Source organism: Klebsiella sp. A52 (genome assembly GCF_018388785.1).
GTDB classification, from domain to species: Bacteria; Pseudomonadota; Gammaproteobacteria; order Enterobacterales; family Enterobacteriaceae; genus Klebsiella; species Klebsiella aerogenes.
The window spans coordinates 889,241-913,264 of sequence record NZ_CP074437.1 but is presented as its reverse complement, the minus strand read 5'-3'; the positions used below and the strand labels follow the sequence as shown (position 1 = coordinate 913,264).

19 protein-coding genes and 3 tRNA genes are annotated in these 24,024 nt (G+C 56.5%); 17 read left to right on the top strand and 5 right to left on the bottom strand.

The window, feature by feature from the left end:
- Positions 1 to 102: 102 nt before the first annotated feature.
- Together epmA and yjeM are read left to right on the top strand one after the other, a co-directional pair.
- Positions 103 to 1,080, top strand: coding sequence for an elongation factor P--(R)-beta-lysine ligase (epmA, locus tag KGA69_RS04220; RefSeq protein ID WP_045380118.1), 978 nt, complete (start codon positions 103 to 105; stop codon positions 1,078 to 1,080).
- Between the two features lie 202 nt (positions 1,081 to 1,282).
- Positions 1,283 to 2,785: a glutamate/gamma-aminobutyrate family transporter YjeM gene (gene yjeM / locus KGA69_RS04215; protein ID WP_045396398.1), complete on the top strand. Its 1,503-nt coding sequence runs from the start codon at positions 1,283 to 1,285 to the stop codon at positions 2,783 to 2,785.
- A 43-nt stretch (positions 2,786 to 2,828) separates the two neighbouring features.
- Here yjeM and mscM read toward each other — a convergent pair whose 3' ends face one another.
- The 3 genes from mscM to rsgA form a co-directional block, all read right to left on the bottom strand.
- Positions 2,829 to 6,155, bottom strand: a complete 3,327-nt coding sequence (mscM, locus tag KGA69_RS04210; protein ID WP_047050409.1) for a miniconductance mechanosensitive channel MscM — start codon at positions 6,153 to 6,155, stop codon at positions 2,829 to 2,831.
- Positions 6,156 to 6,179: 24 nt separating this feature from the next.
- Positions 6,180 to 7,142: an archaetidylserine decarboxylase gene (gene asd, locus KGA69_RS04205; protein ID WP_045396393.1), complete on the bottom strand. Its 963-nt coding sequence runs from the start codon at positions 7,140 to 7,142 to the stop codon at positions 6,180 to 6,182.
- A gap of 150 nt (positions 7,143 to 7,292) precedes the next feature.
- Complete coding sequence (gene rsgA, locus KGA69_RS04200; RefSeq protein WP_015368642.1) at positions 7,293 to 8,354, bottom strand: small ribosomal subunit biogenesis GTPase RsgA; 1,062 nt, start codon at positions 8,352 to 8,354, stop codon at positions 7,293 to 7,295.
- 94 nt (positions 8,355 to 8,448) lie between these two features.
- On the opposite strand from rsgA, the gene orn reads away from it, so the two are divergent.
- The gene (gene orn, locus KGA69_RS04195) at positions 8,449 to 8,994 is read left to right on the top strand and encodes an oligoribonuclease (RefSeq protein ID WP_015704162.1); all 546 of its coding nucleotides are present in this window, start codon (positions 8,449 to 8,451) and stop codon (positions 8,992 to 8,994) included.
- A 41-nt stretch (positions 8,995 to 9,035) separates the two neighbouring features.
- On the opposite strand, the gene KGA69_RS04190 is transcribed toward orn, so the two are convergent.
- A complete protein-coding gene (locus KGA69_RS04190; protein ID WP_045396538.1) occupies positions 9,036 to 9,767 on the bottom strand; it encodes an arginine ABC transporter substrate-binding protein in 732 nt (243 codons plus the stop codon).
- 292 nt (positions 9,768 to 10,059) lie between these two features.
- Between KGA69_RS04190 and KGA69_RS04185 the strand changes: the two genes are divergently transcribed.
- The 3 genes from KGA69_RS04185 to KGA69_RS04175 all read left to right on the top strand — a co-directional run bounded on the left by KGA69_RS04185 (position 10,060) and on the right by KGA69_RS04175 (position 10,429).
- Positions 10,060 to 10,135: transfer RNA gene (locus KGA69_RS04185), tRNA-Gly, on the top strand.
- A 71-nt stretch (positions 10,136 to 10,206) separates the two neighbouring features.
- A tRNA-Gly gene (locus KGA69_RS04180) sits at positions 10,207 to 10,282 on the top strand.
- A gap of 71 nt (positions 10,283 to 10,353) precedes the next feature.
- Positions 10,354 to 10,429, top strand: a tRNA-Gly gene (locus tag KGA69_RS04175).
- A 270-nt stretch (positions 10,430 to 10,699) separates the two neighbouring features.
- Here KGA69_RS04175 and queG read toward each other — a convergent pair.
- Positions 10,700 to 11,839 carry a tRNA epoxyqueuosine(34) reductase QueG gene (queG, locus tag KGA69_RS04170; RefSeq protein ID WP_049061727.1) on the bottom strand — a complete coding sequence of 380 codons (1,140 nt, stop codon included), beginning with the start codon at positions 11,837 to 11,839 and terminating at the stop codon, positions 10,700 to 10,702.
- A gap of 13 nt (positions 11,840 to 11,852) precedes the next feature.
- On the opposite strand from queG, the gene nnr reads away from it, so the two are divergent.
- From nnr to KGA69_RS04115, 11 genes are all read left to right on the top strand, one after another.
- Positions 11,853 to 13,364 (top strand): bifunctional ADP-dependent NAD(P)H-hydrate dehydratase/NAD(P)H-hydrate epimerase, encoded by a 1,512-nt coding sequence (gene nnr / locus KGA69_RS04165; protein WP_163310980.1) that lies wholly within the window; start codon positions 11,853 to 11,855, stop codon positions 13,362 to 13,364.
- Positions 13,357 to 13,818, top strand: coding sequence for a tRNA (adenosine(37)-N6)-threonylcarbamoyltransferase complex ATPase subunit type 1 TsaE (tsaE, locus tag KGA69_RS04160; RefSeq protein WP_032715469.1), 462 nt, complete (start codon positions 13,357 to 13,359; stop codon positions 13,816 to 13,818). Before nnr ends, tsaE begins: the two co-directional genes overlap by 8 nt.
- Before the next feature lie 16 nt (positions 13,819 to 13,834).
- Positions 13,835 to 15,187: an N-acetylmuramoyl-L-alanine amidase AmiB gene (gene amiB, locus KGA69_RS04155; protein ID WP_063447479.1), complete on the top strand. Its 1,353-nt coding sequence runs from the start codon at positions 13,835 to 13,837 to the stop codon at positions 15,185 to 15,187.
- A 10-nt stretch (positions 15,188 to 15,197) separates the two neighbouring features.
- Positions 15,198 to 17,066: a DNA mismatch repair endonuclease MutL gene (mutL, locus tag KGA69_RS04150; RefSeq protein ID WP_213292856.1), complete on the top strand. Its 1,869-nt coding sequence runs from the start codon at positions 15,198 to 15,200 to the stop codon at positions 17,064 to 17,066.
- Positions 17,059 to 18,009, top strand: coding sequence for a tRNA (adenosine(37)-N6)-dimethylallyltransferase MiaA (gene miaA, locus KGA69_RS04145; protein WP_032706712.1), 951 nt, complete (start codon positions 17,059 to 17,061; stop codon positions 18,007 to 18,009). Before mutL ends, miaA begins: the two co-directional genes overlap by 8 nt.
- Before the next feature lie 92 nt (positions 18,010 to 18,101).
- Entirely contained in the window at positions 18,102 to 18,410 is a 309-nt protein-coding gene (gene hfq, locus KGA69_RS04140; RefSeq protein ID WP_045396870.1) for an RNA chaperone Hfq, read from the top strand.
- 75 nt (positions 18,411 to 18,485) lie between these two features.
- On the top strand, positions 18,486 to 19,766 hold the full coding sequence (hflX, locus tag KGA69_RS04135) for a ribosome rescue GTPase HflX (protein WP_032713510.1): 1,281 nt from the start codon (positions 18,486 to 18,488) through the stop codon (positions 19,764 to 19,766).
- Positions 19,767 to 19,824: 58 nt separating this feature from the next.
- Positions 19,825 to 21,087, top strand: coding sequence for an FtsH protease activity modulator HflK (gene hflK, locus KGA69_RS04130; protein ID WP_045396872.1), 1,263 nt, complete (start codon positions 19,825 to 19,827; stop codon positions 21,085 to 21,087).
- Between the two features lie 2 nt (positions 21,088 to 21,089).
- Positions 21,090 to 22,094 carry a protease modulator HflC gene (gene hflC / locus KGA69_RS04125; protein WP_015368630.1) on the top strand — a complete coding sequence of 335 codons (1,005 nt, stop codon included), beginning with the start codon at positions 21,090 to 21,092 and terminating at the stop codon, positions 22,092 to 22,094.
- Between the two features lie 197 nt (positions 22,095 to 22,291).
- Positions 22,292 to 22,489, top strand: coding sequence for a DUF2065 domain-containing protein (locus KGA69_RS04120; RefSeq protein WP_015368629.1), 198 nt, complete (start codon positions 22,292 to 22,294; stop codon positions 22,487 to 22,489).
- Positions 22,490 to 22,592: 103 nt separating this feature from the next.
- Positions 22,593 to 23,891, top strand: a complete 1,299-nt coding sequence (locus KGA69_RS04115; RefSeq protein WP_045396875.1) for an adenylosuccinate synthase — start codon at positions 22,593 to 22,595, stop codon at positions 23,889 to 23,891.
- Positions 23,892 to 24,024 lie beyond the last annotated feature (133 nt).

Below are 24,024 nucleotides of genomic sequence, written 5' to 3'. Positions count from 1 at the left end.
AATTATCAGGATGTAATATCGCCGCCGGATTGCACAAAATTTGTTTCACTCGACGGTTGCGAGTAGACTTCGTGCCCTTGTATGAAATCGGAGAAAAGTACCATGAGCGAGACGGCAACCTGGCAGCCGAGCGCATCCATTCCAAATCTGTTAAAACGTGCGGCTGTAATGGCGGAAATTCGCCGTTTCTTTACCGACCGCGGCGTGCTGGAGGTGGAAACGCCTTGTATGAGTCAGGCAACGGTGACCGATATCCACATGTTCCCGTTTGAAACCCGTTTCGTCGGTCCCGGCCACTCTCAGGGTCTGAATCTGTATCTGATGACCAGCCCGGAATACCACATGAAGCGGCTGCTGGCCGCCGGGTGCGGGCCGGTATTTCAGCTGTGCCGTAGCTTTCGCAATGAAGAGATGGGCCGTCACCACAATCCAGAGTTCACCATGCTGGAGTGGTACCGTCCGTGCTACGACATGTATCGTCTGATTAACGAAGTTGACGATTTACTGCAGCAGGTGCTCGAGTGCCAACCCGCGGAAAGCCTCTCTTATCAACAGGCCTTCCAGCGCTATCTGGAGATCGATCCGCTGTCGGCGGACAAAACCCAGCTGCGTGAAGTGGCGGCAAAACTCGATCTCAGTAATATCGCTGATACGGAAGAAGATCGCGATACGCTGCTGCAGCTGCTGTTCACCATGGGCGTAGAGCCGCACATCGGTAAAGAACGTCCGACTTTCGTCTATCACTTCCCGGCAAGCCAGGCTTCGTTGGCGCAGATTAGCACCGAAGATCACCGCGTCGCCGAGCGCTTTGAGGTCTACTACAAGGGGATGGAGCTGGCGAACGGTTTCCATGAACTAACCGACGCGCGCGAACAACAGCAGCGTTTTGAGCAGGACAACCGCAAACGTGCGGCCCGCGGCCTGCCGGAGCAGCCCATCGACTATAACCTGTTGGCCGCGCTGGAAGCCGGCCTGCCGGATTGTTCCGGCGTCGCGCTGGGCGTAGACCGCCTGGTGATGCTGGCACTGGGGGTAGAGACCATCGGCGAAGTGATCTCGTTCACCGTCGATCGCGCCTGATTAACTGCGCTTCCCTTTCATGAGGAGAGGGAAGCCGTTTCCCGCCGTTAGCGTTATCCCCTTCATTCAAAGATTTTTACAGTTCTCCCGACTGCATTAGCCCTAATAACCACAATTTCAAACTGGAATATTGCTAGGATCCGCGTTCTATTTCTGCTTACCTGGCGACGTCGTTCGGCGACGCTCACGTTTGGATCGGTTTATGCCTCAACAAATCAAGAAGATGAGCCTGATTGGGCTGATATTAATGATCTTCACTTCGGTGTTTGGCTTTGCCAATAGCCCTTCGGCGTTTTATCTGATGGGTTATAGCGCGATGCCGTTTTATCTTTTCTCGGCGCTGTTTTTCTTTATTCCTTTCGCCTTAATGATGGCGGAGATGGGCTCGGCCTATCGTAAGGAAGAGGGCGGGATCTATTCGTGGATGAACCGTAGCGTCGGGCCGCGCTTTGCATTTATTGGCACCTTTATGTGGTTTTCATCCTATGTGGTGTGGATGGTCAGCACCGCGGCGAAAATTTGGGTCCCGTTTTCGACCTTTCTGTTCGGCGCGGATAAAACTCAGAGCTGGGCTTTTGCCGGCTTAACCTCGACGCAAACCGTCGGCGTACTGGCCGCCTGCTGGATGGTGCTGGTGACGCTGGTGGCGGCGAAAGGGATAAATAAGATTGCCAAAATTACCGCCGTCGGCGGTATCGCGGTGATGTGCCTGAATCTGGTACTGCTGCTGGTGAGCGGGGCGATTCTGCTACTGAACGGCGGCCATTTCGCCCAGCCGCTGGATTTCACCGCGTCGCCGAATCCAGGATATCAATCGGGTCTGGCGATGCTGTCTTTCGTGGTGTTCGCCATTTTCGCCTATGGCGGGATTGAAGCGGTCGGTGGGCTGGTGGATAAAACCGAGAAGCCGGAAAAGAACTTTGCCAAAGGCATTATTATCGCCGCGCTGGTGATTTCGATCGGCTACTCGCTGGCCATCGTGCTGTGGGGCGTCAGCGCCAACTGGCAGCAGGTATTGAGCAACCACAGTACCAACCTCGGCAATATCACCTACGTGTTGATGACCAGCCTTGGCGCAACGCTTGGACAAGCGCTGCATCTGTCGCCGCAGGCGGCGGCGCTGACCGGCGTATGGTTTGCGCGCATTACCGGGTTGTCGATGTTCCTCGCCTATACCGGCGCATTCTTCACCCTGAGCTATTCACCGCTGAAGGCGATCATTCAGGGGACGCCGAAAGCGCTGTGGCCGACGATGATGACCAAAGTCAACGCTAACGGTATGCCGGCTAACGCCATGTGGCTGCAATGCCTGCTGGTGAGTCTGTTTATTCTGCTGGTCTCTTTCGGTGGCGATACCGCCTCGGCGTTTTATAACAAGCTAACGCTGATGGCTAACGTCTCGATGACCTTGCCGTATCTGTTCCTGGCGATCGCGTTCCCGTTCTTTAAGGCCAAAGCCGAGCTCGATCGTCCATTTGTGATGTTCAAAAGCCGCATAAGTACGCTGCTGGCAACGACGATAGTGGTACTGGTGGTAGCGTTCGCCAATATCTTCACCGTTATTCAGCCGGTGATGGATTCCGGTGACTGGAACAGTACGCTATGGATGGTCGGCGGGCCGATTTTCTTCTCGCTGTTGGCATTAGGGATCTACGAGAACTATCGTCAGAGAACGGCGGTACAGGTAGCCCTGGCGGAGGGTTAAGAAAGAGAATGCCCGGTGAATCGCTCACCGGGCTAGTTAGTGCTTACAAACTTCCTGGGGTACGGCTGCTTTTACCCGCTGAGTTCAGCGGCTGACTGCTGCGCAGACCATCCAGGCTTTCCAGACGCATCTGGAACGGTGGGAACGGCATGTCGATACCGTGCGCGCGGTAACCGGCAAGAATCAGCTGATGCAGCTCATGACGCAGCGGCATGCGGTGGCCCATCTCGGCGGCGTAAATACGCAGCTCGAAAATCTGAATCCCCTGCTGCAGGTCAACGAGAAACGCTTCCGGCGCCGGGGTATCAATCACCAGCGAGCAGCGATGAGCGGCGGTCAACAGAATCTGTGTAACCTCTTCCGTATTGGCCTCCGCGGGCGCCGGGATAGTCAACACCACACGAGTGACCGAATCCGACAGCGACCAGTTGATGAACTGTTCGGTGATGAACGCTTTGTTCGGCACGATGATTTCTTTACGGTCCCAGTCGCTGATGGTGGTGGCGCGGGTATTTATTTTCGTCACGCTACCGGTCAGGCTACGGATAGTGACCGTATCGCCGATACGGATCGGTTTCTCAAACAGGATAATCAGGCCGGAGATAAAGTTGGCGAAGATTTCCTGTAGACCAAAACCTAGACCGACGCTGAGCGCCGCCACCAGCCACTGCAGTTTCGACCACTCAATACCAATCATCGAGAAGCCAACCAGTCCGCCGATCAGCATCAACAGATATTTGGTGATGGTGGTGATGGCGTAGCCGGTACCCGGCGTCAAATCCAGATGTTGCAGAATCGCCAGTTCCAGCAGCGCCGGGAGATTGCGCACCAGCTGGGTGGTGATAATCAGCACCAGAATGGCGATCAATACCGCGCCGAGGGTAATGGGCTCAAGACTTTCGACCCCCTGTACCGTGGAGGTCACGTCCCACAGCGAGATATTTTCGAGGAAGCCGAATGCCGAGTGAATTTCCGACCACAGGATAATCACCGACAGCAGGGCTATCAGCATCAGCAGCGAACGGACCAGGCGCAGGGACTGGGTACTGATGGCGTCGAGGTCGACTTCGCTGACTTCCGCTTCGACCGAGCCTTCGGTGCTGGTGGAGTGGGCGGTATCTTCTTCGCCGCGGGCGCGCTGGGCGAGGATTTCCGCCCGGCGGTGTTTGGCGCGATCGAAGGCCAGACGCCGACGCTGAATCAGCATCCAACGGCGGATGATATGGTAGACCACCAACAGCAGGAACCAGATGGCGACCGAGGTTTCCAGTCGCGCCAGTAGCGCCTGCGAGGTGGCAAGATAGCCCACTGCCGCCGCCAGCATCGCGATCAGCGGCGCGCCGAGCAGCAGGTTCCACAGCAGACGGTTCACCATGTTCTCGCCGTCGCCCGCTTTATCAAGATACAGCGGGATCCCGGCGTGCTTCAGGCTCAAGGTAACCAGCGCCAGCGCGCCGCATATCAGCATGAAGCACAGGCGGCCCAGAGAGGCCGAGAATTCACGGTCGTTGAGATTATCGAACATGATCAGCGCCATAATCAGCGGTACGATCAACCCGATGCTCATCAGGTAGTAACGCATGGCTTTGGCGACGCGGTTGCGCGGCCAGCCGAAGTGGGCGATGAACAATCCATTCGGCCGGGCGAAGGTGGCGCAAATCATCACCACCCATAGTAGCGGCACGGTGGCGGTCACGCCGTCGCCAATGGCGACCGCCAGCGGGAAGGGCCAGGCCGCCTGCAATCCATAGCCGAGCGTCATCCACAATACCGGCAGCGGAGATGCCACCAGAATTGACCAGAACACGGTACGCAGCGTCAGCCAGAAGTGATCCTGAGTCACCTTGCCGATCCGCGCGCTGGAGCGCTCAAGGAAGCGGGTAAAGTGGCGGCGCGAATAGATACTGAAGCCCACCAGTACCAGCGCGCCAAACAGCGGGAACAGCGTCTCTTTGCTGGTCAGCATCATGACGCTGGCCTTGCCGAGCTGGTTGATGGTATCAAGCGAGATCAGACGACGCAGATCCTGCACCACTTCCAGCGGCCAGGAGAAGCCAATCGGGCTGACGTCCGAGGTCCAGAACAGATAGCGGTGGGTTGCTTCGTTAATCTCTTTCAGCGCGTCTTCTAACTGGCCGTTGGCGACTTTCAGTTTCGTCAGTTCAAGCAGCAGAGTATCGCCGCCGCGCAGCAACGAGTTAAGCAGTTCGCTCTGGGTGCGCAGTTGCGCCTGCAGGATGCGGTTTTGTTCCGCGGTAAGCGGTTCGCCGTCGGCCTGGCGAATCAGACGTAATTGCGCCTGCTTGCTGAGCAGGTCTTCGTAATGCAAGCGCTGCACGCGCAACTGGGCCGTTTCAGTATCCAGTTGCTGTGGGCGCGGGCGCTCCGGCAGACGGGCGACCTGGGCGCGAAGCGCTTCGCCGAGTAGATTCGATGATCCCAGCCACTGCGACTGTTCGCGTAGGGTGTTCAGCGCCTGACGCACCTGGAGCGTTTGATTGGTTGCCTGCCGCTGCTGCGAGGCAACCAGATCAAGGCGCTGGACCTGCTGGTTGAGCGCCTGCGACAGCTCGCGGTTGATTTTGAACTGGTCGATGATCCCCGGCGGCAGGTTTTCGCTGTTTTCCGCCAACAGCTCGGTACTCTCCAGCGCCTTTTCTGCTTCGCGTTGGCGTTGGCTGTTCTGCTGATTGCGCAGCGCCTGCAGGTAGGCATCGAGTTGTTCGCTCTGTTTCTGCGCCAGCTCAGAGCGGATGCGCGACAGCTCCTGGCGGTTGTTAGCGGAGAGTTGGGCCAGATCCAGCTCGTCGACCAGCGCTTTCAGACGCGCGGACTCCGCCTGCAGGCCGAGATTTTGCGCCTGCGCCAGCGGCGTATTGCCGGGCTGCGCGCCGACGCGGCGTTCAATCTCATTAAGCTTGCGGCGGGCATCGGTTTGCTGTTGAGGCAATTGGTTGAGAGAGTCGGCAATTTCCCGCGCCCGATCCTGCTCCTGCTGCGCCTGGCGGCTGGCTTCCAGCAGTTGGCTGCTGACCTGCAGGATCTCCTGATTCAGCGCGTCGGCGGTGAGGGCGGTAGGTACCTGGTGCGGCGTTTCGCTGACATTCGCTAACTGGGTGCGGAGAGTTTGAAACAGTTTGGGGAAATTATCGATGACATCCTGGTACTGGCGAGCACGCTCAACGGAGGCATTGCGTTCCTCCAGCGCATTCAACGCGGCTTGCAGGACCTCAACGGTTTCAGGCTGGGCGGGTTTCGCCGCCTTCGCCTGTTCCAGTTCCTGGGTGATTTGTTTGACGTCCGGGGCCGTCGCTGCGTACGCCCCGAAGCTGAGGCTCAAGGCCAACAGAAAAGTGTATATCAGGCGCACGGCGTAACCCTTTGTCGTCAGGAATTAACCTTCGTCTTGTTTGTCGTCAACCAGCGGGCTGGCGCGATGTTCGGCGCGGATCTCTTCTTCCGGCAACGGCGCAGGTTCCGCGGATATGTCCGCTTCTACGGCCGTTGCCAGCGGTTCGCCGATTTTGGTGACTGACAGGCTTTGCAGCTGTTCAACCAGCTTCACCTGGCCTGGCGCAAACAGGTTAATTACCGTTGAGCCCAGCTTAAAGCGCCCCATCTCCTGACCCTTCAACAGCGCAACGGAGCCTTCGCTTTCGCCCGCAGGCCAGGTCCAGCGCTTGATAATGCCTTCGCGCGGCGGCGTCACGGTGCCGGACCAGACGGTCTCGATGCTGCCAACAATCGTTGCGCCCACCAGAATTTGCGCCATTGGACCGAATTCAGTATCGAACAGGCAGATGACGCGCTCGTTGCGGGCAAACAGGTTCGGTACGTTTTGCGCCGTCAGGTGGTTGACCGAGAACAGATCGCCCGGAACGTAGATCATCTCGCGCAGGATGCCGTTGCACGGCATATGCACGCGGTGATAATCGCGCGGTGACAGGTAGGTGGTGGCGAAGCTACCGTTACGGAACAGGTCGGCCATCTGGTAGTTACCTGCCAGCAGGGCCTCCAGGGTGTAATTGTGGCCTTTGGCCTGCAGAATTTTGTCATCTTCGATAGCGCCAAGCTGGCTGATAACGCCGTCAGCCGGCATCACCAGCACGTTGGGATCGGTGTTCAGCGGGCGAACGTCATCACGCAGCGGGCGGACGAAGAAGTCGTTGAAGGTGCGGTAAGCGGCGGTATCCGGCTTCTGCGCCTCTTTCATATCGACCTTGTAGTATTTAACGAACAGATCGATAACCAGTTTAGTCAGCCAGCCTGCTCGTTTACTTGCCCCCCAGCCTGCGAGGCGGGTGAGCCACAGTTTAGGCAGAATGTATTGCAGTGAGAGTTTAAACGAGTTTAACAAGGTAGCCTCCAGGCCGTTAATTGTCGTTCCTGACCCCGCTTTGGCGCGGGGTACTGAAAAGGGGGACGATTCTATACGTAAACTTCAGCGAATTGTATCCGCGCCGTCTTGCTGGCAAAGCGAGTACGTATAGCGACGACAGCTTAAATGTCAGTCGTCGGTTGATGAAAAGCTTTTACGCGTTTTTACCTGCACCTGTTCCATACTTTCCAGGATGCGGTGATAGTTGGCGAAACGGCTTTCGGCGATAGCGCCTTTTTCTACCGCTTCGCGAATGGCGCAACCTGGGTCGGTGTCGTGCTTGCAGTCGCGATACTTGCAATGGCCTAAATAATCATGGAATTCGACAAAGCCGTTGGTGATTTGTTCCGCGTCAAGATGCCACAGCCCGAACTCGCGCACGCCCGGAGAGTCAATCACATCGCCGCCGTGCGGGAAGTGATAAAGACGCGCGGCGGTGGTGGTGTGCTGGCCGAGCCCTGACACATCGGAGACGTCGTTCGTCAGGATTTGCTCATCCCGCAGTCCCAGCAGCGTGTTCAGCAGGCTGGATTTACCCACCCCGGACTGGCCGGCAAAGATGCTGATGCGCCCGGTCAGCGCCTCTTCAAGCGGCTTCAGGCCGTCCTGAGTATGGCTGGACACCATCAATACCGGATAACCGATCTGGCGATAGATATCCATCTGCTCGTTGACGAAGGCCATGCCGTCATCGTCCAGCAGGTCTATCTTATTCAGTACCAGTAACGGTTCGATATTCTGCGCTTCGCAGGCCACCAGATAGCGATCGATAATATTGAGCGACAGTTCGGGTAAAATGGCCGAAACCACGACGATTTGGTCGATATTTGCCGCGATAGGCTTCACGCCGTCGTAAAAGTCCGGGCGCGTTAGCACCGAGGCGCGTTCATGTACCGCTTCGACGATACCTTTGACGTTGACCCCGTCGGCGGCGTCTTTACCTGGCCGCCAGACCACGCGGTCGCCGGTCACCAGGGAACGAATGGTCCGGCGAATGTTGCAGCGGTGGGTCGTGCCATCCGCGGATTCGACATCGGCATGCATACCAAAACGGCTGATGACGATACCTTCAGAAGGCTCGCCAAACAGGTTGTCATCGTAGTCGGCCTTCTCCGAAGTCGTTTTCAGGCGGCGCTGGTGGTTGGCCTTGACGCGGCGCTGCTGGCCTTTGGAGAGCTTATTTTTACTCAATCGAACTGGCTCCTGGTCGCCCTGATGGGGCAAAACCTCTATGATACACGCTATTTTAGATGAATATAGTCACGCAAGAAGGGTGGAAAATAGCATGAGTGCAGATGAAAACAACCTGATTTGGATCGATCTTGAGATGACGGGGCTGGATCCCGAGCGCGATCGCATTATCGAAATCGCCACCCTGGTCACCGACGCGAATCTTAATATTCTGGCAGAAGGCCCGACCATTGCCGTGCACCAGTCTGATGCTCAGCTGGCGCTAATGGACGAATGGAACGTGCGCACTCATACCGGCAGCGGGCTGGTCGATCGCGTGAAGGCCAGTACCGTGGGCGACCGCGAAGCGGAACTGGCCACTATTGAGTTTCTCAAGCAGTGGGTGCCGGCGGGAAAATCGCCAATTTGCGGCAACAGCATCGGTCAGGACCGCCGCTTCCTGTTCAAATATATGCCGGAACTGGAAGCTTACTTCCATTATCGCTATCTCGACGTCAGCACCCTGAAAGAGCTGGCGCGCCGCTGGAAGCCGGAAATCCTCGATGGCTTTAAAAAGCAGGGCACTCACCAGGCGATGGACGATATCCGCGAATCCGTCGCCGAACTGGCTTACTATCGCGAGCATTTTATTAAGCTCTGAAGCGTAAACGGGGCCGACATGGCCCCGTTCTTTTTGCTGCCTTACTTAAACCATTTCTGTTCCATCTGCTGGAACTCCGGCGACGCCTTCACTGCCTCCAGCGCGTCGTTAATCTGCTTAAGCAATTCCGGGTCGTCTTTGCGTACCGCGATCGCATATTGTTTGCCGTAGTAGGCCGGGTCGCTGGCGCGCTCTTTCATCTCGGCGTAATCAGGATTATCCGCCAGCCACTGGTCCATTGTCGCTAAGTCGCCGATCGCGCCGTCGACTTCGCCGCTTTTCAACGCCGCCAGCGCGTCGCTATCGTTGCCAAAGGCGACGGTTTGAATGCCTTTTTGTTTATCGCGTAGATAACGCTGGTGGACGCTACCTTTGACGACGGCGAGCTTTTTACCCTGCAGGTCGGCAAACCCGTGGGCGGCGTCTTTTGCCGTGACTACCACTCCGGAGAGCTCCTGGCGATAAGGTTGGCTGAAGGCAACCTGCTTTTCACGCATCGGCAATACTTCAACGCCGGCAATAATAGCGTCGAACTTTTTAAAGCGTAGCGCCGGGATGAGGGTATCAAAGCGCTGCGGCGTGAATTTGCATTCCGCCTGCATCTGTTTACACAGCGCATTGGCCAAATCAATGTCAAAACCCGTAGGTTGACCTTTGCCTTTGACGGTCTCAAACGGCGGATTGGCGGTTGTGGTGCCAAAATGGAGCGTCTCGGCGGAAGCCGTTCCGATAATCGATGTGGTCAGCAGCAGGACGGAAAGCGCTTTTTTCATTCTGAATCCCTGATAGTCGTCATGGTGGACCTTTTCGCGGATAGCCACCGCGGTGTCATGCGGGCGATTTTGCGCCATTCGCGCGGGGGGAAAAAGATATTTTGCTAATTATGGCGGTTATTTATACAATTCAGTGGGCTGTGTGGCGAGAAAATGTCCATTCAAACAAAAAACGAAAAAAAGTGCTCGCCAGGGGGTTGCAGGTGAATCGAATTCTCGTATAATGCGCCTCCCGTAACGACGCAGAAATGCAAATTACGACGCCATCGAAATATGGCAAAAAAGCAGTAACGCGGGAATAGCTCAGTTGGTAGAGCACGACCTTGCCAAGGTCGGGGTCGCGAGTTCGAGTCTCGTTTCCCGCTCCAAAATTTGAAAGCAGCACCATACCAAAACATAGTTTTCAGGCTACCGGCAGGTAGATTGAAAGCCGATGTAAGCGGGAATAGCTCAGTTGGTAGAGCACGACCTTGCCAAGGTCGGGGTCGCGAGTTCGAGTCTCGTTTCCCGCTCCAAAATTTGAAAGACACACCATACCAAAGCATAGTTTTCAGGTTACCAGCAGGTAAATTGGAAACCGATGTAAGCGGGAATAGCTCAGTTGGTAGAGCACGACCTTGCCAAGGTCGGGGTCGCGAGTTCGAGTCTCGTTTCCCGCTCCAAATTTCTTCCTTTATCCAATTTATCCACAGTGCGAAATCGCGCCGGGGATGATTTTCATTGCCTATCCCAAAATACTGTAAACAGAGTTATCCACAGGCTGTCGTTTGGCTGACTGCGCGACAAATGCTTCACTTTGTAAATAGTATTGTTGTATCTGATTGAAATTTAACATTTAAATTTCATTTCAAACTGTTAATTCGATCACTTGACGTACGTCTGTCCGTTGAAACGCAATGTGTTTTTGTTTTTATTCACAGCCTGTGAATGAATCAGGCGTCGCGCGGCAATCCTTTCTCGACCACCCGGACCAGGCGTAGTTTCTGCGGCAACTGCACTTCGACAACGTTGGCATTTCGCTTTTCGATCTGCTGCGCAACCGCCCATTCAATGTGTTCATCGAGAAGTGGGTGCTCACCTCGGCGACTTTCCAGCGCCGCCAGATTGGCTTCATTCCACGGGGCATTACCGAGCGCGACGGCGATATTGCGTAGCCAGCGTAAGTGGCCGATACGACGTATCGCCGACCCCTCGGTGACTTTCAGGAACCAGGCTTCGCTCCAGGCGAACAGCTCAATCAGCTGCGGCGCATGTAGCGCTTTACGCGGGCTGAAGTCCTCTTCATCGGTAAGCTGCGAAAAACGGTTCCACGGACAAATCAACTGGCAATCATCGCAGCCGTAAATACGGTTGCCGATCAGCGGACGAAATTCTTCCGGGATGGCGCCTTCCAGCTCGATGGTCAGATAGGAGATGCAGCGCCGCGCGTCGACGGTATAGGGCTCGACGATGGCGCCGGTCGGGCAGATAGTCATACAGGCGACACAGCGCCCGCACTCTTCGGCAACCGGCTGGTCTACCGGCAGCGGAAGATCGATGAGCAATTCGCCGAGGAAGAAAAACGATCCGGCGTCGCGGCTTAAGATAAGTGAGTGCTTACCTGTCCAGCCAAGCCCCGCTTTTTCAGCGATGGGCCGCTCCAGGATAGGCGCGGAATCGACAAACGGTCTAAAATTGAGCGAAGCACACTGTTCCTGAATCATCTCGCCAAGTTTTTTCAGGCGGTTACGTAGCAGCTTATGATAATCACGCCCCAGGGCATAACGGCTAACGTAACCCAGCGCGGGATCTTTCAGGGTGCTGGCGAAAGCAGCATTGGCGGGCAGATAGTTCATACGCACGCTAATCACGCGTAGCGTACCGGGCAGCAGTTCATGCGGCCGGGCGCGCATCATGCCGTGGCGAGCCATCCATTCCATTTCGCCATGGTATTGTTTATCCAGCCATGCCTGTAACTTAGGTTCGCTGGCGCTGAGATCGGTATCGGTAATACCAACCTGCTGGAAGCCAAGCTCGGTGCCCCATTGTTTGATTTGTTGCGCTAACTGATTGAGATCGAGGGGCTGTGACATGATGGACCATACAATGACGAAAAACCCTGACAGTATACCACACATCGTGTGGCCAGCGGAGACGCTGCGCCAGGCGGAAAGAGAGGCGGCGGATAGTCTCGGGCTGACGCTTTTTGAACTGATGCGCCGCGCCGGCGAGGCGGCGTTCCAGCTGGCCCGCAGCCTTTATCCCGCCAGCCAGCGCTGGTTAATCCTCTGCGGCCACGGCAATAACGGCGGCGACGGCTACGTGGTCGCGCGGCTGGCGCAGGCGCAGGGCATCGCGGTAACGCTACTGGCGTTGGAAAGCGATAAGCCGCTGCCGGAAGAGGCGCAGGCCGCACGGGAAGAGTGGCTCAATGCCGGCGGCGTCATCCACGCCGCCGATAGCGCCTGGCCGGATGATATCTCATTGATTATTGACGGTCTGCTCGGTGCCGGCCTGCATAGCGCGCCGCGCGCTAATGTCGCCGGGCTGATTGAACTGGCGAACGCCTATCCCGCGCCGGTTATTGCGCTTGATATTCCCTCCGGGCTGAACGCGCAAACCGGCGCGACGCCTGGCGCGGCGATCCACGCCGCCCATACCCTGACGTTTATCGCGCTAAAACCCGGTCTGCTGACCGGTAATGCCCGCGACGTTGTCGGGCGCTTACATCATCATGCGCTCGGTCTGGAGCGCTGGCTTGCCGGGCAAAACACCGCTATTCGCCGTTTTTCTGCGGCGCAGCTGGCAGGCTGGCTGCCGCCGCGTCGTCCGACGTCGCATAAAGGTTCGCATGGTCGGCTGGTGATTATTGGCGGCGATCGCGGCACCGCTGGCGCCATTCGTATGGCGGGCGAGGCCGCGCTGCGTGCCGGCGCGGGTTTAGTACGCGTGCTGACCAGGGCGGAAAATATCGCGGGGATCGTGACTGCCAGGCCGGAGTTGATGGTCCATGAGCTGAACGGTGACTCTCTTACCGAAAGCCTGGAGTGGGCGGATGTCGTAGCGATTGGTCCCGGTCTTGGGCTAAGCGAGTGGGGTAAAGCGGCGCTGCGACAGGTAGAGAATTTTCGCAAACCGATGGTCTGGGATGCCGACGCGTTGAACCTGCTGGCAATCAATCCCGATAAACGTCACAATCGCGTGTTAACCCCTCATCCTGGCGAAGCCGCCCGTTTATTGAATATCAGCGTGGCAGAAGTTGAAAGCGATCGCTTACATTCTGTACAGCGTCTGGTAAAACGGTATGGCGGCGTGGTGGTGCTAAAAGGCGCAGGAACCGTAGTGGCGAATGACGCGGGCGAAATCGGTATCATTGATGCCGGTAATCCCGGAATGGCCAGCGGCGGGATGGGCGATGTGCTCACCGGCATTATCGCCGCGCTGTTGGGACAGGGGCTGACCCAGTATGATGCCGCTTGCGCAGGCTGCGTGGCGCACGGCGAAGCCGCAGACCGGCTGGCCGCCAGAGATGGCGCCCGCGGGATGCTGGCGACCGATCTTTTTTGCACGCTAAGGCGTGTTGTTAACCCGGATGTGATTGACCTAGACCATGATTAACCGTGTGATTCCTTTACCCGACGAGCAGGCGACATTAGACCTTGGCAACCGCGTAGCGCAGGCCTGTAGCGGCGCGACGGTTATCTATCTGTATGGCGATTTAGGCGCGGGTAAAACCACCTTCAGCCGCGGTTTTCTACAGGCCCTTGGCCACCGCGGCAATGTCAAAAGCCCAACGTATACGCTGGTAGAGCCTTACACCCTCGAAAATCTGATGGTGTATCACTTCGACCTGTACCGCCTGGCGGATCCTGAGGAGCTCGAATTTATGGGGATCCGCGATTACTTCGCTAACGATGCCATCTGCCTGGTGGAATGGCCGCAACAAGGCGCGGGTGTACTGCCTGACCCGGATGTCGAAATTCACCTGGATTACCAGGCGCAAGGGCGTGAGGCGCGCGTAACGGCGGTCTCTTCATTGGGTGAGTCTTTATTGGCGCGTTTAGCCATTTAGCCTATAGGATGACGGGATGAAGTATCGTATAACCAGTTGGCTGACCGCCGCTCTGATGCTGTTCGGCACTCAGGCATCCGCGGCAAGTTTATCCGATATCCAGGTCTCAAACGGCGATCGGCAGGCCCGCATAACGCTAAGTTTTGTCGGCGATCCCGAATATTCCTTCACCCCGCAAGGTAAGCGCGTGGTGGCGTTGGATATCAAACAAACCGGGGTGCTTCAGGGGCTGCCGTTGCAGTTTAGCGGTAATAACCTGGTCAAAAGCATTCGCTCCGGCTCGCCTCAGGATACGCAATCTCTGCGTCTGTTGGTCGATCTGACGGAAGATGGAAAAACGCGGGCGGTGAAGCAGCAAAACGGCGCCAACTATACCGTCGTCTTTACCATTAATGCCGATGTGCCGCCGCCACCTCCGCCGCCGCCAGTGGTAGCGAAGCGGGTCGAAGCGCCGGTAGTGTCGCCGCGTCCGAGCGAGCCGCCGCGCAATCCGTTTAAAAGCTCAGGCAGCGACAGAACCACGGTGGTGACCAGCAGTCAGCCGGCGATGACCAACAACCAGACTATTACCCGTCCGGCGGCGCGTACCGTCTCTTCTGACGATAAGATTATTATCGCTATTGATGCCGGGCACGGCGGCCAGGATCCTGGCGCTATCGGGCCTGGCGGCACCAAAGAGAAAAACGTCACGATTGCTATCGCCCATAAACTGCGAGCGTTGCTTAACGACGATCCGCAGTTTAAACCGGTGTTGACCCGTAATGGCGACTACTTCATCTCGGTCATGGGGCGTTCGGACGTGGCGCGGAAACAAAACGCTAATTTCCTGGTCTCTATCCATGCCGATGCGGCTCCGAATCGCGACGCGACCGGCGCATCGGTGTGGGTGCTCTCTAACCGCCGCGCTAACAGCGAAATGGCCGGCTGGCTTGAACAGCATGAGAAACAATCGGAACTCCTGGGCGGCGCGGGCGACGTGCTGGCGAATAGCCAGTCGGATCCTTATCTGAGCCAGGCGGTACTGGATTTACAGTTCGGCCATTCCCAGCGCGTCGGTTATGATGTGGCAACCGATGTACTGAGCCAGCTGCAGCGGATCGGCAATCTGCATAAACGCCGTCCGGAGCACGCCAGCCTTGGCGTTCTGCGCTCGCCGGATATTCCGTCGATCCTTGTCGAAACCGGCTTTATCAGTAATAACGGCGAAGAGCGCCTGCTGGGTAGCGATGATTACCAACAGCAGATTGCAGAGGCGATTTATAAAGGGCTGCGTAACTATTATATGCAGCACCCGCTGCAATCAGCGCCGCGCGGCACGGCTGCGCAAACCGCCAGCGCCAGTTCGCCTGGCGGGTCGTTGATTAACTAAGGAGAAGGTCATGCCGATTCAGGTCCTGCCACCGCAACTCGCCAACCAGATTGCCGCTGGCGAGGTGGTGGAACGTCCGGCGTCGGTAGTGAAAGAGCTGGTCGAAAACAGCCTTGATGCCGGCGCGACCCGTATCGACATTGATATTGAACGCGGCGGCGCGAAGCTTATCCGTATTCGCGATAACGGCTGCGGGATTAAAAAAGACGAACTGGCGCTGGCGCTGGCTCGTCACGCCACCAGTAAAATCGCTTCGCTGGATGACCTTGAGGCGATCATCAGTCTTGGCTTTCGCGGCGAAGCGCTGGCCAGTATCAGTTCCGTCGCTCGCCTGACGCTGACATCGCGTACCGCGGAGCAGCAGGAAGCCTGGCAGGCCTATGCTGAAGGTCGAGACCAGGCGGTAACGGTGAAACCGGCGGCGCATCCGATTGGCACCACGCTGGAAGTGCTGGATCTGTTTTACAACACCCCCGCGCGGCGTAAGTTCATGCGCACCGAAAAAACCGAGTTTAATCATATTGATGAAATCGTCCGCCGCATCGCGCTGGCGCGTTTTGATGTAACGATTAATCTCAGCCATAACGGCAAAATGATGCGCCAGTATCGTGCCGTGGCGGAAGGCGGCCCGCGCGAGCGCCGCCTGGGCGCGATTTGCGGCGCGGCGTTTCTGGAACACGCGTTGGCCATTGAGTGGCAGCATGGCGATCTGACGCTGCGCGGCTGGGTTGCCGACCCGTTGCATACTAATCCGGCGTTAGCGGAAATCCAGTACTGTTATGTTAATGGGCGTATGATGCGCGACCGGCTGATCAACCATGCTATTCGCCAGGCCTGTGAAGATAAACTGGGCGCTGACCAGCAGCCGGCGTTTGTGCTGTATCTGGAGATTGACCCGCATCAGGTTGATGTCAATGTGCATCCGGCGAAGCACGAAGTGCGTTTCCATCAATCGCGGCTGGTTCATGACTTTATCTATCAGGGCGTACTGAGCGTGCTTCAGCAGCAGCTTGATGCGCCGCTGGCGGAAGAAGACGAAGCGCCCGCGCCGCGGCAGGTGCCGGAAAACCGCGTAGCGGCGGGCGCGAACCATTTCGCTCGCCCATCGCCTGCTCGCGAACCGGCGGCGCCTGGTTATGATACTCGCGCGCCGCGGGAACCTGCCGCCGCCGGTGGCGCCTATAGCTCAGGCGGCGCCAGCTGGCCGCACGCCCAGCCTGGCTATCAGAAACAGCAGGGAGCGCTTTATCGTCAACTGCTGCAAACCCCGGCGGCGGAAAAAAAACAACCTGCGCCGACGCCTGCGGAAAGTCTGGCAGCCCACAGCCAAAGCTTTGGCCGGGTGCTAACTATTATCGGCGGCGATTGCGCGCTGCTTGAGCGCGGCGGCGCATTGGCGTTGCTGGCGCTGCCGGTGGCGGAACGCTGGCTACGTCAGGCGCAGCTAACGCCGGGCGCGGAAGCGGTTTGCGCGCAGCCGCTGCTTATCCCGCTGCGTCTTAAAGTGAGTGAAGCAGAACGCAAAGCGTTGGAAAAGGCGCAGCCGGCGCTGGCGGAATTGGGTATCGATTTACAAGCAGATTCCCAGCACGTGACGGTCCGCGCGGTGCCTTTACCCTTAAGACAACAAAATTTACAAATCTTGATTCCTGAACTGATAGGCTACCTGGCGCAGCTAACGGCATTCGACGTCGGCGACATCGCCCAATGGACAGCGCGTAATCTGGCGAGCGAGCACGCGCAGTGGAGCATGGCGCAGGCGATTTCGGTTCTGGCGGACGTTGAGCGTTTATGTCCGCAGCTGATTAAAGCGCCGCCGGGTGGTCTGTTACAACCTGTTGATTTACATTCGGCAATGACAGCCCTGAAAGATGAGTGATGTAACTGAGGCGAGCCTGCCTAAGGCAATTTTTTTAATGGGGCCGACGGCCTCCGGTAAAACCGCATTAGCTATCGCCTTGCGTAAAGTTTTGCCCGTAGAGTTGATTAGCGTCGATTCCGCCCTCATCTATCGAGGAATGGATATCGGCACGGCCAAACCCGATGCCGCGGAGCTTAGCGCTGCGCCGCATCGGTTGCTGGATATTCTTGATCCGGCAGAGTCGTATTCGGCGGCGGATTTTCGTCGTGATGCGTTGGCGGAAATGGCGGATATCGTCGCCGCCGGACGCATCCCGCTGTTGGTCGGCGGGACGATGTTGTACTTCAAAGCGTTGTTGGAAGGGTTATCGCCGCTGCCTTCGGCGGATCCCGCAGTCAGGGCCAGAATTGAGCAACAAGCGGCAGAGCAGGGGTGGCACGCATTGCACCGGCAGTTACAGGAGATCGATCCCGTGGCCGCCGCGCGTATTCATCCAAATGATCCGCAAAGACTTTCCCGAGCACTGGAAGTTTTTTTCATTTCGGGTAAAACTTTAACTGAACTGACGCAAACGTCAGGAGAGGCTCTGCCGTATCAGGTGCATCAGTTCGCCATCGCCCCGGCGAGCCGTGAACTGCTACATCAACGCATTGAGCAGCGTTTTCATCAGATGTTGGCTTCAGGTTTTGAAGCAGAAGTGCGGGCGCTATTTGCCCGTGGAGATTTGCATACGGATATGCCTTCCATTCGTTGTGTCGGATACCGCCAGATGTGGTCATACCTTGAAGGCGAGGTCCCGTATGATGAAATGGTTTATCGAGGTGTTTGCGCGACGAGACAGTTAGCTAAACGTCAGGTCACCTGGCTGCGCGGTTGGGAAGATGTTCACTGGTTAGACAGTGAGCAACCTGAACAAGCGCTCAACAAAGTATTACAGGTTGTTGGTGCTAGCCAGAACTGAACGTGTACAATTGAACGGTATCGTGCGTAATTTTTTTTAAGAATCGTAAGGTTCTGAGTACAAAACAAGCATACATATAAGGAAAAGAGAGAATGGCTAAGGGGCAATCTTTACAAGATCCGTTCCTGAACGCTTTGCGTCGGGAACGTGTTCCGGTTTCTATTTATTTGGTGAATGGTATTAAGCTGCAAGGGCAAATTGAGTCTTTCGATCAGTTCGTGATCCTGTTGAAGAACACGGTCAGTCAGATGGTCTATAAGCACGCAATTTCTACTGTTGTCCCGTCCCGCCCGGTGTCTCACCACAGCAATAATGCTGGCGGCGGTGCAAGCAACTATCACCACGGTGGTAGCGCGCAAGGTTCTTCTGCGCCGCAGCAAGACAGCGACGACGCCGAATAAGGCTAATGCTGTTTTTCCACGTCGGGGAGCCAGGTTTTCTGCGTTCCCCGCTGGTATTTTATAAGGGGTTTACGCTTGTTTGACCGTTATGATGCCGGTGAGCAGGCGGTACTGGTACACATCTATTTTTCGCAAGACAAAGATATGGAGGATCTCCAGGAGTTTGAATCCCTGGTCTCTTCCGCCGGTGTCGAAGCAATGCAGGTGATTACCGGTAGCCGTAAAGCACCGCACCCGAAGTATTTTGTAGGTGAAGGTAAGGCTGTTGAAATTGCGGAAGCCGTAAAAGCGACCGGCGCCTCGGTCGTGCTGTTCGATCATGCCTTGAGTCCGGCCCAGGAACGTAACCTGGAGCAGCTATGCGAATGCCGGGTTATCGATCGCACCGGTCTGATTTTAGATATTTTTGCCCAGCGAGCGCGTACCCACGAAGGGAAACTGCAGGTTGAGCTGGCGCAGCTGCGCCATCTGGCCACGCGTCTGGTACGCGGCTGGACCCACCTTGAAAGGCAGAAGGGCGGGATTGGTTTGCGCGGACCGGGTGAAACCCAGCTCGAAACCGACCGTCGATTGCTGCGTAACCGTATTATGCAGATCCTGTCGCGACTGGAAAAAGTAGAAAAACAGCGCGAGCAAGGTCGGCGGTCACGCGCCAAGGCCGATATCCCTACCGTCTCGCTGGTGGGATATACCAACGCCGGAAAATCAACGCTGTTCAACCAGATAACCGAAGCGGAAGTCTATGCCGCGGACCAACTGTTCGCCACCCTGGACCCGACGCTGCGCCGTATTAACGTCACCGACGTCGGCGAAACGGTACTGGCAGACACCGTAGGCTTTATTCGTCATCTGCCGCACGACCTGGTGGCGGCGTTTAAAGCGACGCTGCAGGAGACGCGTCAGGCGACGCTGCTGCTGCATGTGATTGACGCGGCGGATGTCCGCGTGCAGGAAAATATTGATGCAGTAAATACGGTCCTTGCTGAAATCGAGGCCGATGAAATTCCGTCATTGCTGGTGATGAACAAAATCGATGTGCTTGACGATTTTGAACCGCGCATCGATCGGGATGAAGAGAATAAACCGATTCGGGTCTGGCTCTCCGCCCAGACCGGGATTGGCGTACCACTGCTTTTTCAGGCGTTAACAGAGCGTCTTTCCGGCGAAGTGGCGCAGCATACGCTGCGCTTACCGCCGCAGGAAGGTCGCCTGAGAAGCCGTTTCTATCAGCTTCAGGCGATAGAAAAAGAGTGGATGGAGGATGACGGCAGCGTAAGCCTGCAAGTGCGCATGCCCATCGTGGACTGGCGTCGCCTCTGCAAACAAGAGCCTGCGTTGGTCGACTACGTGGTTTGACCTGGCCTGAAGATATTAACCCCTGTGGGGATATCAAAAACAAATATGGAGCATATACATGGCGTGGAATCAGCCCGGTAATAACGGACAGGACCGCGACCCGTGGGGAAGCAGCAAAAATGGCGGCAACTCTGAGGGAAATGGCAACAAAGGCGGTCGCGAGCAGGGGCCGCCCGATCTGGATGATATCTTCCGCAAGTTAAGCAAAAAACTTGGCGGTCTCGGCGGCGGTAAAGGCGGCCAGGGTGGCGGTAATGTGACTCAGGGCCCGCGCGGTCCGATGGGTGGGCGCATTGTCGGCATCGTTGCTGCAGCGGCGGTGATTATCTGGGCAGCCAGCGGTTTCTATACCATCAAGGAAGCGGAACGTGGTGTGGTGACACGCTTTGGCAAGTTCAGCCATCTGGTTGAGCCAGGTCTGAACTGGAAGCCAACCTTTGTCGATAATGTGCAAGCGGTGAACGTCGAGTCGGTTCGCGAACTGGCAGCGTCCGGCGTCATGCTGACTTCCGATGAGAACGTCGTGCGCGTTGAGATGAACGTACAGTACCGGGTGACCGATCCGGAGCGCTACCTGTTTAGCGTGACCAGCGCCGACGATAGTCTGCGTCAGGCCACCGACAGCGCCCTGCGCGGCGTCATTGGTAAGTACACCATGGACCGTATCCTGACCGAAGGTCGTACCGTTATCCGTAGCGATACCCAGCGCGAGCTGGAAGAGACCATTCGTCCGTACAACATGGGTATCACCCTGCTGGACGTTAACTTCCAGACGGCGCGTCCGCCGGAAGAGGTGAAGGCCGCGTTTGATGATGCCATTGCCGCGCGTGAGAACGAGCAGCAGTACATCCGCGAAGCGGAAGCCTATACCAACGAAGTTCAGCCGCGTGCTAACGGTCAGGCGCAGCGTATCCTCGAAGAGGCGCGTGCGTATAAAACCCAGACCGTACTGGAAGCGCAGGGTGAAGTCGCTCGCTTTGCGAAGATCCTGCCGGAATATAAAGCCGCGCCGGAAATTACCCGCGAGCGTCTGTATATCGAAACCATGGAAAAAGTGCTGAGCCATACCCGCAAAGTGCTGGTTAATGACAGCAAGGGCGGCAACCTGATGGTTCTGCCATTGGATCAGATGCTGAAAGGCGCCACCGGCGCGCCGGCAAAGAGCGATAGCAGTGGCGCAAGCGATCTGCTGCGTCTGCCGCCTGCGTCCAGCTCAAGCAGCGCCAGCACCTCATCAACCTCGAGTTCAACCGGGGGTACCATTATGGACCAACGCCGCGCCAACGCGCAGCGTAACGACTACCAGCGTCAGGGGGAATAACGATGCGTAAATCTGTTATCGCGATCATTGTCGTCGTGCTGGTAGTGCTCTACATGTCTGTCTTCGTGGTGAAAGAAGGCGAGCGTGGCATTACGCTGCGCTTCGGCAAAGTTCTGCGCGACGATGAGAACAAGCCGCTGGTGTATGCGCCGGGTCTGCACTTCAAGATCCCGTTTATTGAGTCCGTGAAAATGCTGGATGCGCGTATCCAGACCATGGACAACCAGGCTGACCGCTTTGTTACCAAAGAGAAGAAAGATCTGATCGTCGACTCCTATATCAAGTGGCGCATCAGTGACTTCAGTCGTTACTATCTGGCGACCGGCGGCGGCGACGTCTCCCAGGCCGAAGTTCTGCTGAAGCGTAAGTTCTCTGACCGTCTGCGCTCTGAGATTGGTCGTCTGGACGTGAAAGACATCGTGACTGATTCCCGCGGTCGTTTGACCCTGGAGGTGCGTGATGCGCTGAACTCCGGTTCTGCTGGTACAGAAGATGAAGTCTCGACGCCGGCAGCCGATGACGCTATCGCTAAAGCGGCAGAGCGTGTAGAAGCTGAAACTAACGGTAAGGTTCAGGTGATCAACCCGAACAGTATGGCGGCGCTGGGTATTGAAGTCGTTGACGTACGTATCAAGCAGATCAACCTGCCGGCTGAAGTGTCTGAAGCGATCTACAACCGTATGCGCGCCGAGCGTGAAGCGGTTGCTCGTCGCCATCGTTCACAAGGTCAGGAAGAAGCGGAAAAACTGCGCGCTACCGCGGACTATGAAGTGACCAAGACCCTGGCGGAAGCCGAGCGTCAAGGGCGTATTCTGCGCGGTGAAGGCGATGCCGAGTCGGCAAAACTGTTTGCCGATGCATTCAGTCAGGATCCGGGCTTCTATGCCTTTATCCGTAGCCTGCGCGCCTATGAGAAGAGCTTCCAGAGCAACCAGGACGTGATGGTCCTCAGCCCGGATAGCGATTTCTTCCGTTACATGAAGTCACCGGATTCCGTGCGTAAATAAGCCGGGCCAGTGTGAAATCATAAGGCGCCTTGCAAGAGGCGCCTTTTTTCATGCCATAGATTGTGATTTTTCTCTCAGCTAGTGGTTTCATATTGCCTGTGAAATGCCGGAGAATGTGAAGAAAGAAAAAGGGTTTGCGGTAATACTCACCGGCGCCAACTGGCGGCGGTTTTGTTTTTCTATAAGGGTCATCAATAATGAATGCAACAATTTGGCTGGCACTGGCGCTGGTTTTAGTTCTCGAAGGTCTTGGCCCACTGCTTTATCCCCGCGCCTGGCGCAAGATGGTAGCGACAATGAGCCAACTGCCGGATAATTTATTGCGTCGCTTTGGCGGCGGTCTTGTGGTGGCTGGCATTGTCATCTACTACATGTTGAGGAAATCGATTGGCTGATCAAAAAATAATCGGATTAACCTCATTTTGAGTGCAAAAAGTGCTGTAACTCTGAAAAAGCGATGGTAGAATCCATTTTTAAGCAAACGGTGATTTTGAAAAAATGGGTAACAACGTCGTCGTACTGGGCACCCAATGGGGTGACGAAGGTAAAGGGAAGATCGTCGATCTCCTGACAGAACGGGCTAAATATGTTGTGCGCTACCAGGGTGGCCATAACGCAGGCCATACTCTCGTAATCAACGGTGAAAAAACCGTCCTCCATCTTATTCCATCAGGTATTCTCCGTGAGAATGTAACCAGCATCATCGGAAACGGTGTTGTGCTGTCTCCGGCTGCGCTGATGAAAGAGATGAAAGGTCTGGAAGACCGTGGTATCCCTGTTCGTGAGCGTCTGCTGCTCTCTGAAGCCTGCCCGCTTATTCTCGATTATCACGTCGCGCTGGACGTAGCGCGTGAAAAAGCGCGTGGCGCGAAAGCTATCGGTACGACCGGTCGCGGTATCGGCCCGGCTTACGAAGATAAAGTCGCCCGTCGCGGCCTGCGCGTTGGCGACCTGTTTGATAAAGCCACCTTCGCTGACAAACTGAAAGAAGTGATGGAATATCACAACTTCCAGTTGGTGAACTTCTATAAAGCAGAAGCGGTTGACTACCAGAAAGTGCTGGACGATGTGATGGCGATTGCCGACATCCTCACCAGCATGGTCGTTGACGTTTCCGATCTGCTCGATCAGGCGCGTCAGCGCGGCGACTTCGTGATGTTCGAAGGCGCGCAGGGCACGCTGCTGGATATCGACCACGGTACCTATCCGTACGTAACTTCCTCCAACACCACCGCGGGTGGCGTGGCGACCGGTTCCGGCCTGGGCCCGCGTTATGTGGATTACGTTCTGGGTATCATCAAAGCTTACTCGACTCGCGTAGGCGCGGGCCCGTTCCCGACCGAGCTGTTTGATGAAACCGGCGAGTTCCTGTGCAAGCAGGGTAACGAATTCGGCGCCACTACCGGCCGTCGTCGTCGTACCGGCTGGCTGGACGCTGTCGCGGTACGCCGTGCGGTGCAGATTAACTCCCTGTCCGGCTTCTGCCTGACCAAACTGGACGTCCTTGACGGCCTGAAAGAAGTGAAAATCTGCGTCGGTTACCGTATGCCGGACGGCCGTGAAGTGACCACAACTCCGCTGGCTGCCGACAACTGGGAAGGTATCGAGCCTATCTACGAAACCATGCCGGGCTGGTCCGAAACCACCTTCGGCGTGAAAGAGCGTAGCGGCCTGCCGCAGGCAGCGCTGAACTACATCGCGCGTATTGAAGAGCTGACCGGCGTGCCGGTTGATATCATCTCTACCGGTCCTGACCGTACTGAGACTATGATTCTGCGCGATCCGTTCGACGCGTAATCATCATCCAGGGGCGCCGTTCGGGCGCCCTTGTTTTTGCAGTTCGCCCGCCCCATTTCAAATAAATTAGCGGCCTGAGCGCTGGCTGGTTTATCATCAATAGAGTTAATACCCGCGGATTCACCGCTTTCCC

Coding starts and splice junctions, on each gene's coding strand:
- epmA (WP_045380118.1), top strand. CDS start 103: ATGAGCGAGACGGCAACCTGGCAGCCGAGCGCATCCATTCCAAATCTG.
- yjeM (WP_045396398.1), top strand. CDS start 1,283: ATGCCTCAACAAATCAAGAAGATGAGCCTGATTGGGCTGATATTAATG.
- orn (WP_015704162.1), top strand. CDS start 8,449: ATGAGTGCAGATGAAAACAACCTGATTTGGATCGATCTTGAGATGACG.
- KGA69_RS04190 (WP_045396538.1), bottom strand. CDS start 9,767: ATGAAAAAAGCGCTTTCCGTCCTGCTGCTGACCACATCGATTATCGGA.
- queG (WP_049061727.1), bottom strand. CDS start 11,839: ATGTCACAGCCCCTCGATCTCAATCAGTTAGCGCAACAAATCAAACAA.
- nnr (WP_163310980.1), top strand. CDS start 11,853: ATGACGAAAAACCCTGACAGTATACCACACATCGTGTGGCCAGCGGAG.
- tsaE (WP_032715469.1), top strand. CDS start 13,357: ATGATTAACCGTGTGATTCCTTTACCCGACGAGCAGGCGACATTAGAC.
- amiB (WP_063447479.1), top strand. CDS start 13,835: ATGAAGTATCGTATAACCAGTTGGCTGACCGCCGCTCTGATGCTGTTC.
- mutL (WP_213292856.1), top strand. CDS start 15,198: ATGCCGATTCAGGTCCTGCCACCGCAACTCGCCAACCAGATTGCCGCT.
- miaA (WP_032706712.1), top strand. CDS start 17,059: ATGAGTGATGTAACTGAGGCGAGCCTGCCTAAGGCAATTTTTTTAATG.
- hfq (WP_045396870.1), top strand. CDS start 18,102: ATGGCTAAGGGGCAATCTTTACAAGATCCGTTCCTGAACGCTTTGCGT.
- hflK (WP_045396872.1), top strand. CDS start 19,825: ATGGCGTGGAATCAGCCCGGTAATAACGGACAGGACCGCGACCCGTGG.
- hflC (WP_015368630.1), top strand. CDS start 21,090: ATGCGTAAATCTGTTATCGCGATCATTGTCGTCGTGCTGGTAGTGCTC.
- KGA69_RS04120 (WP_015368629.1), top strand. CDS start 22,292: ATGAATGCAACAATTTGGCTGGCACTGGCGCTGGTTTTAGTTCTCGAA.
- KGA69_RS04115 (WP_045396875.1), top strand. CDS start 22,593: ATGGGTAACAACGTCGTCGTACTGGGCACCCAATGGGGTGACGAAGGT.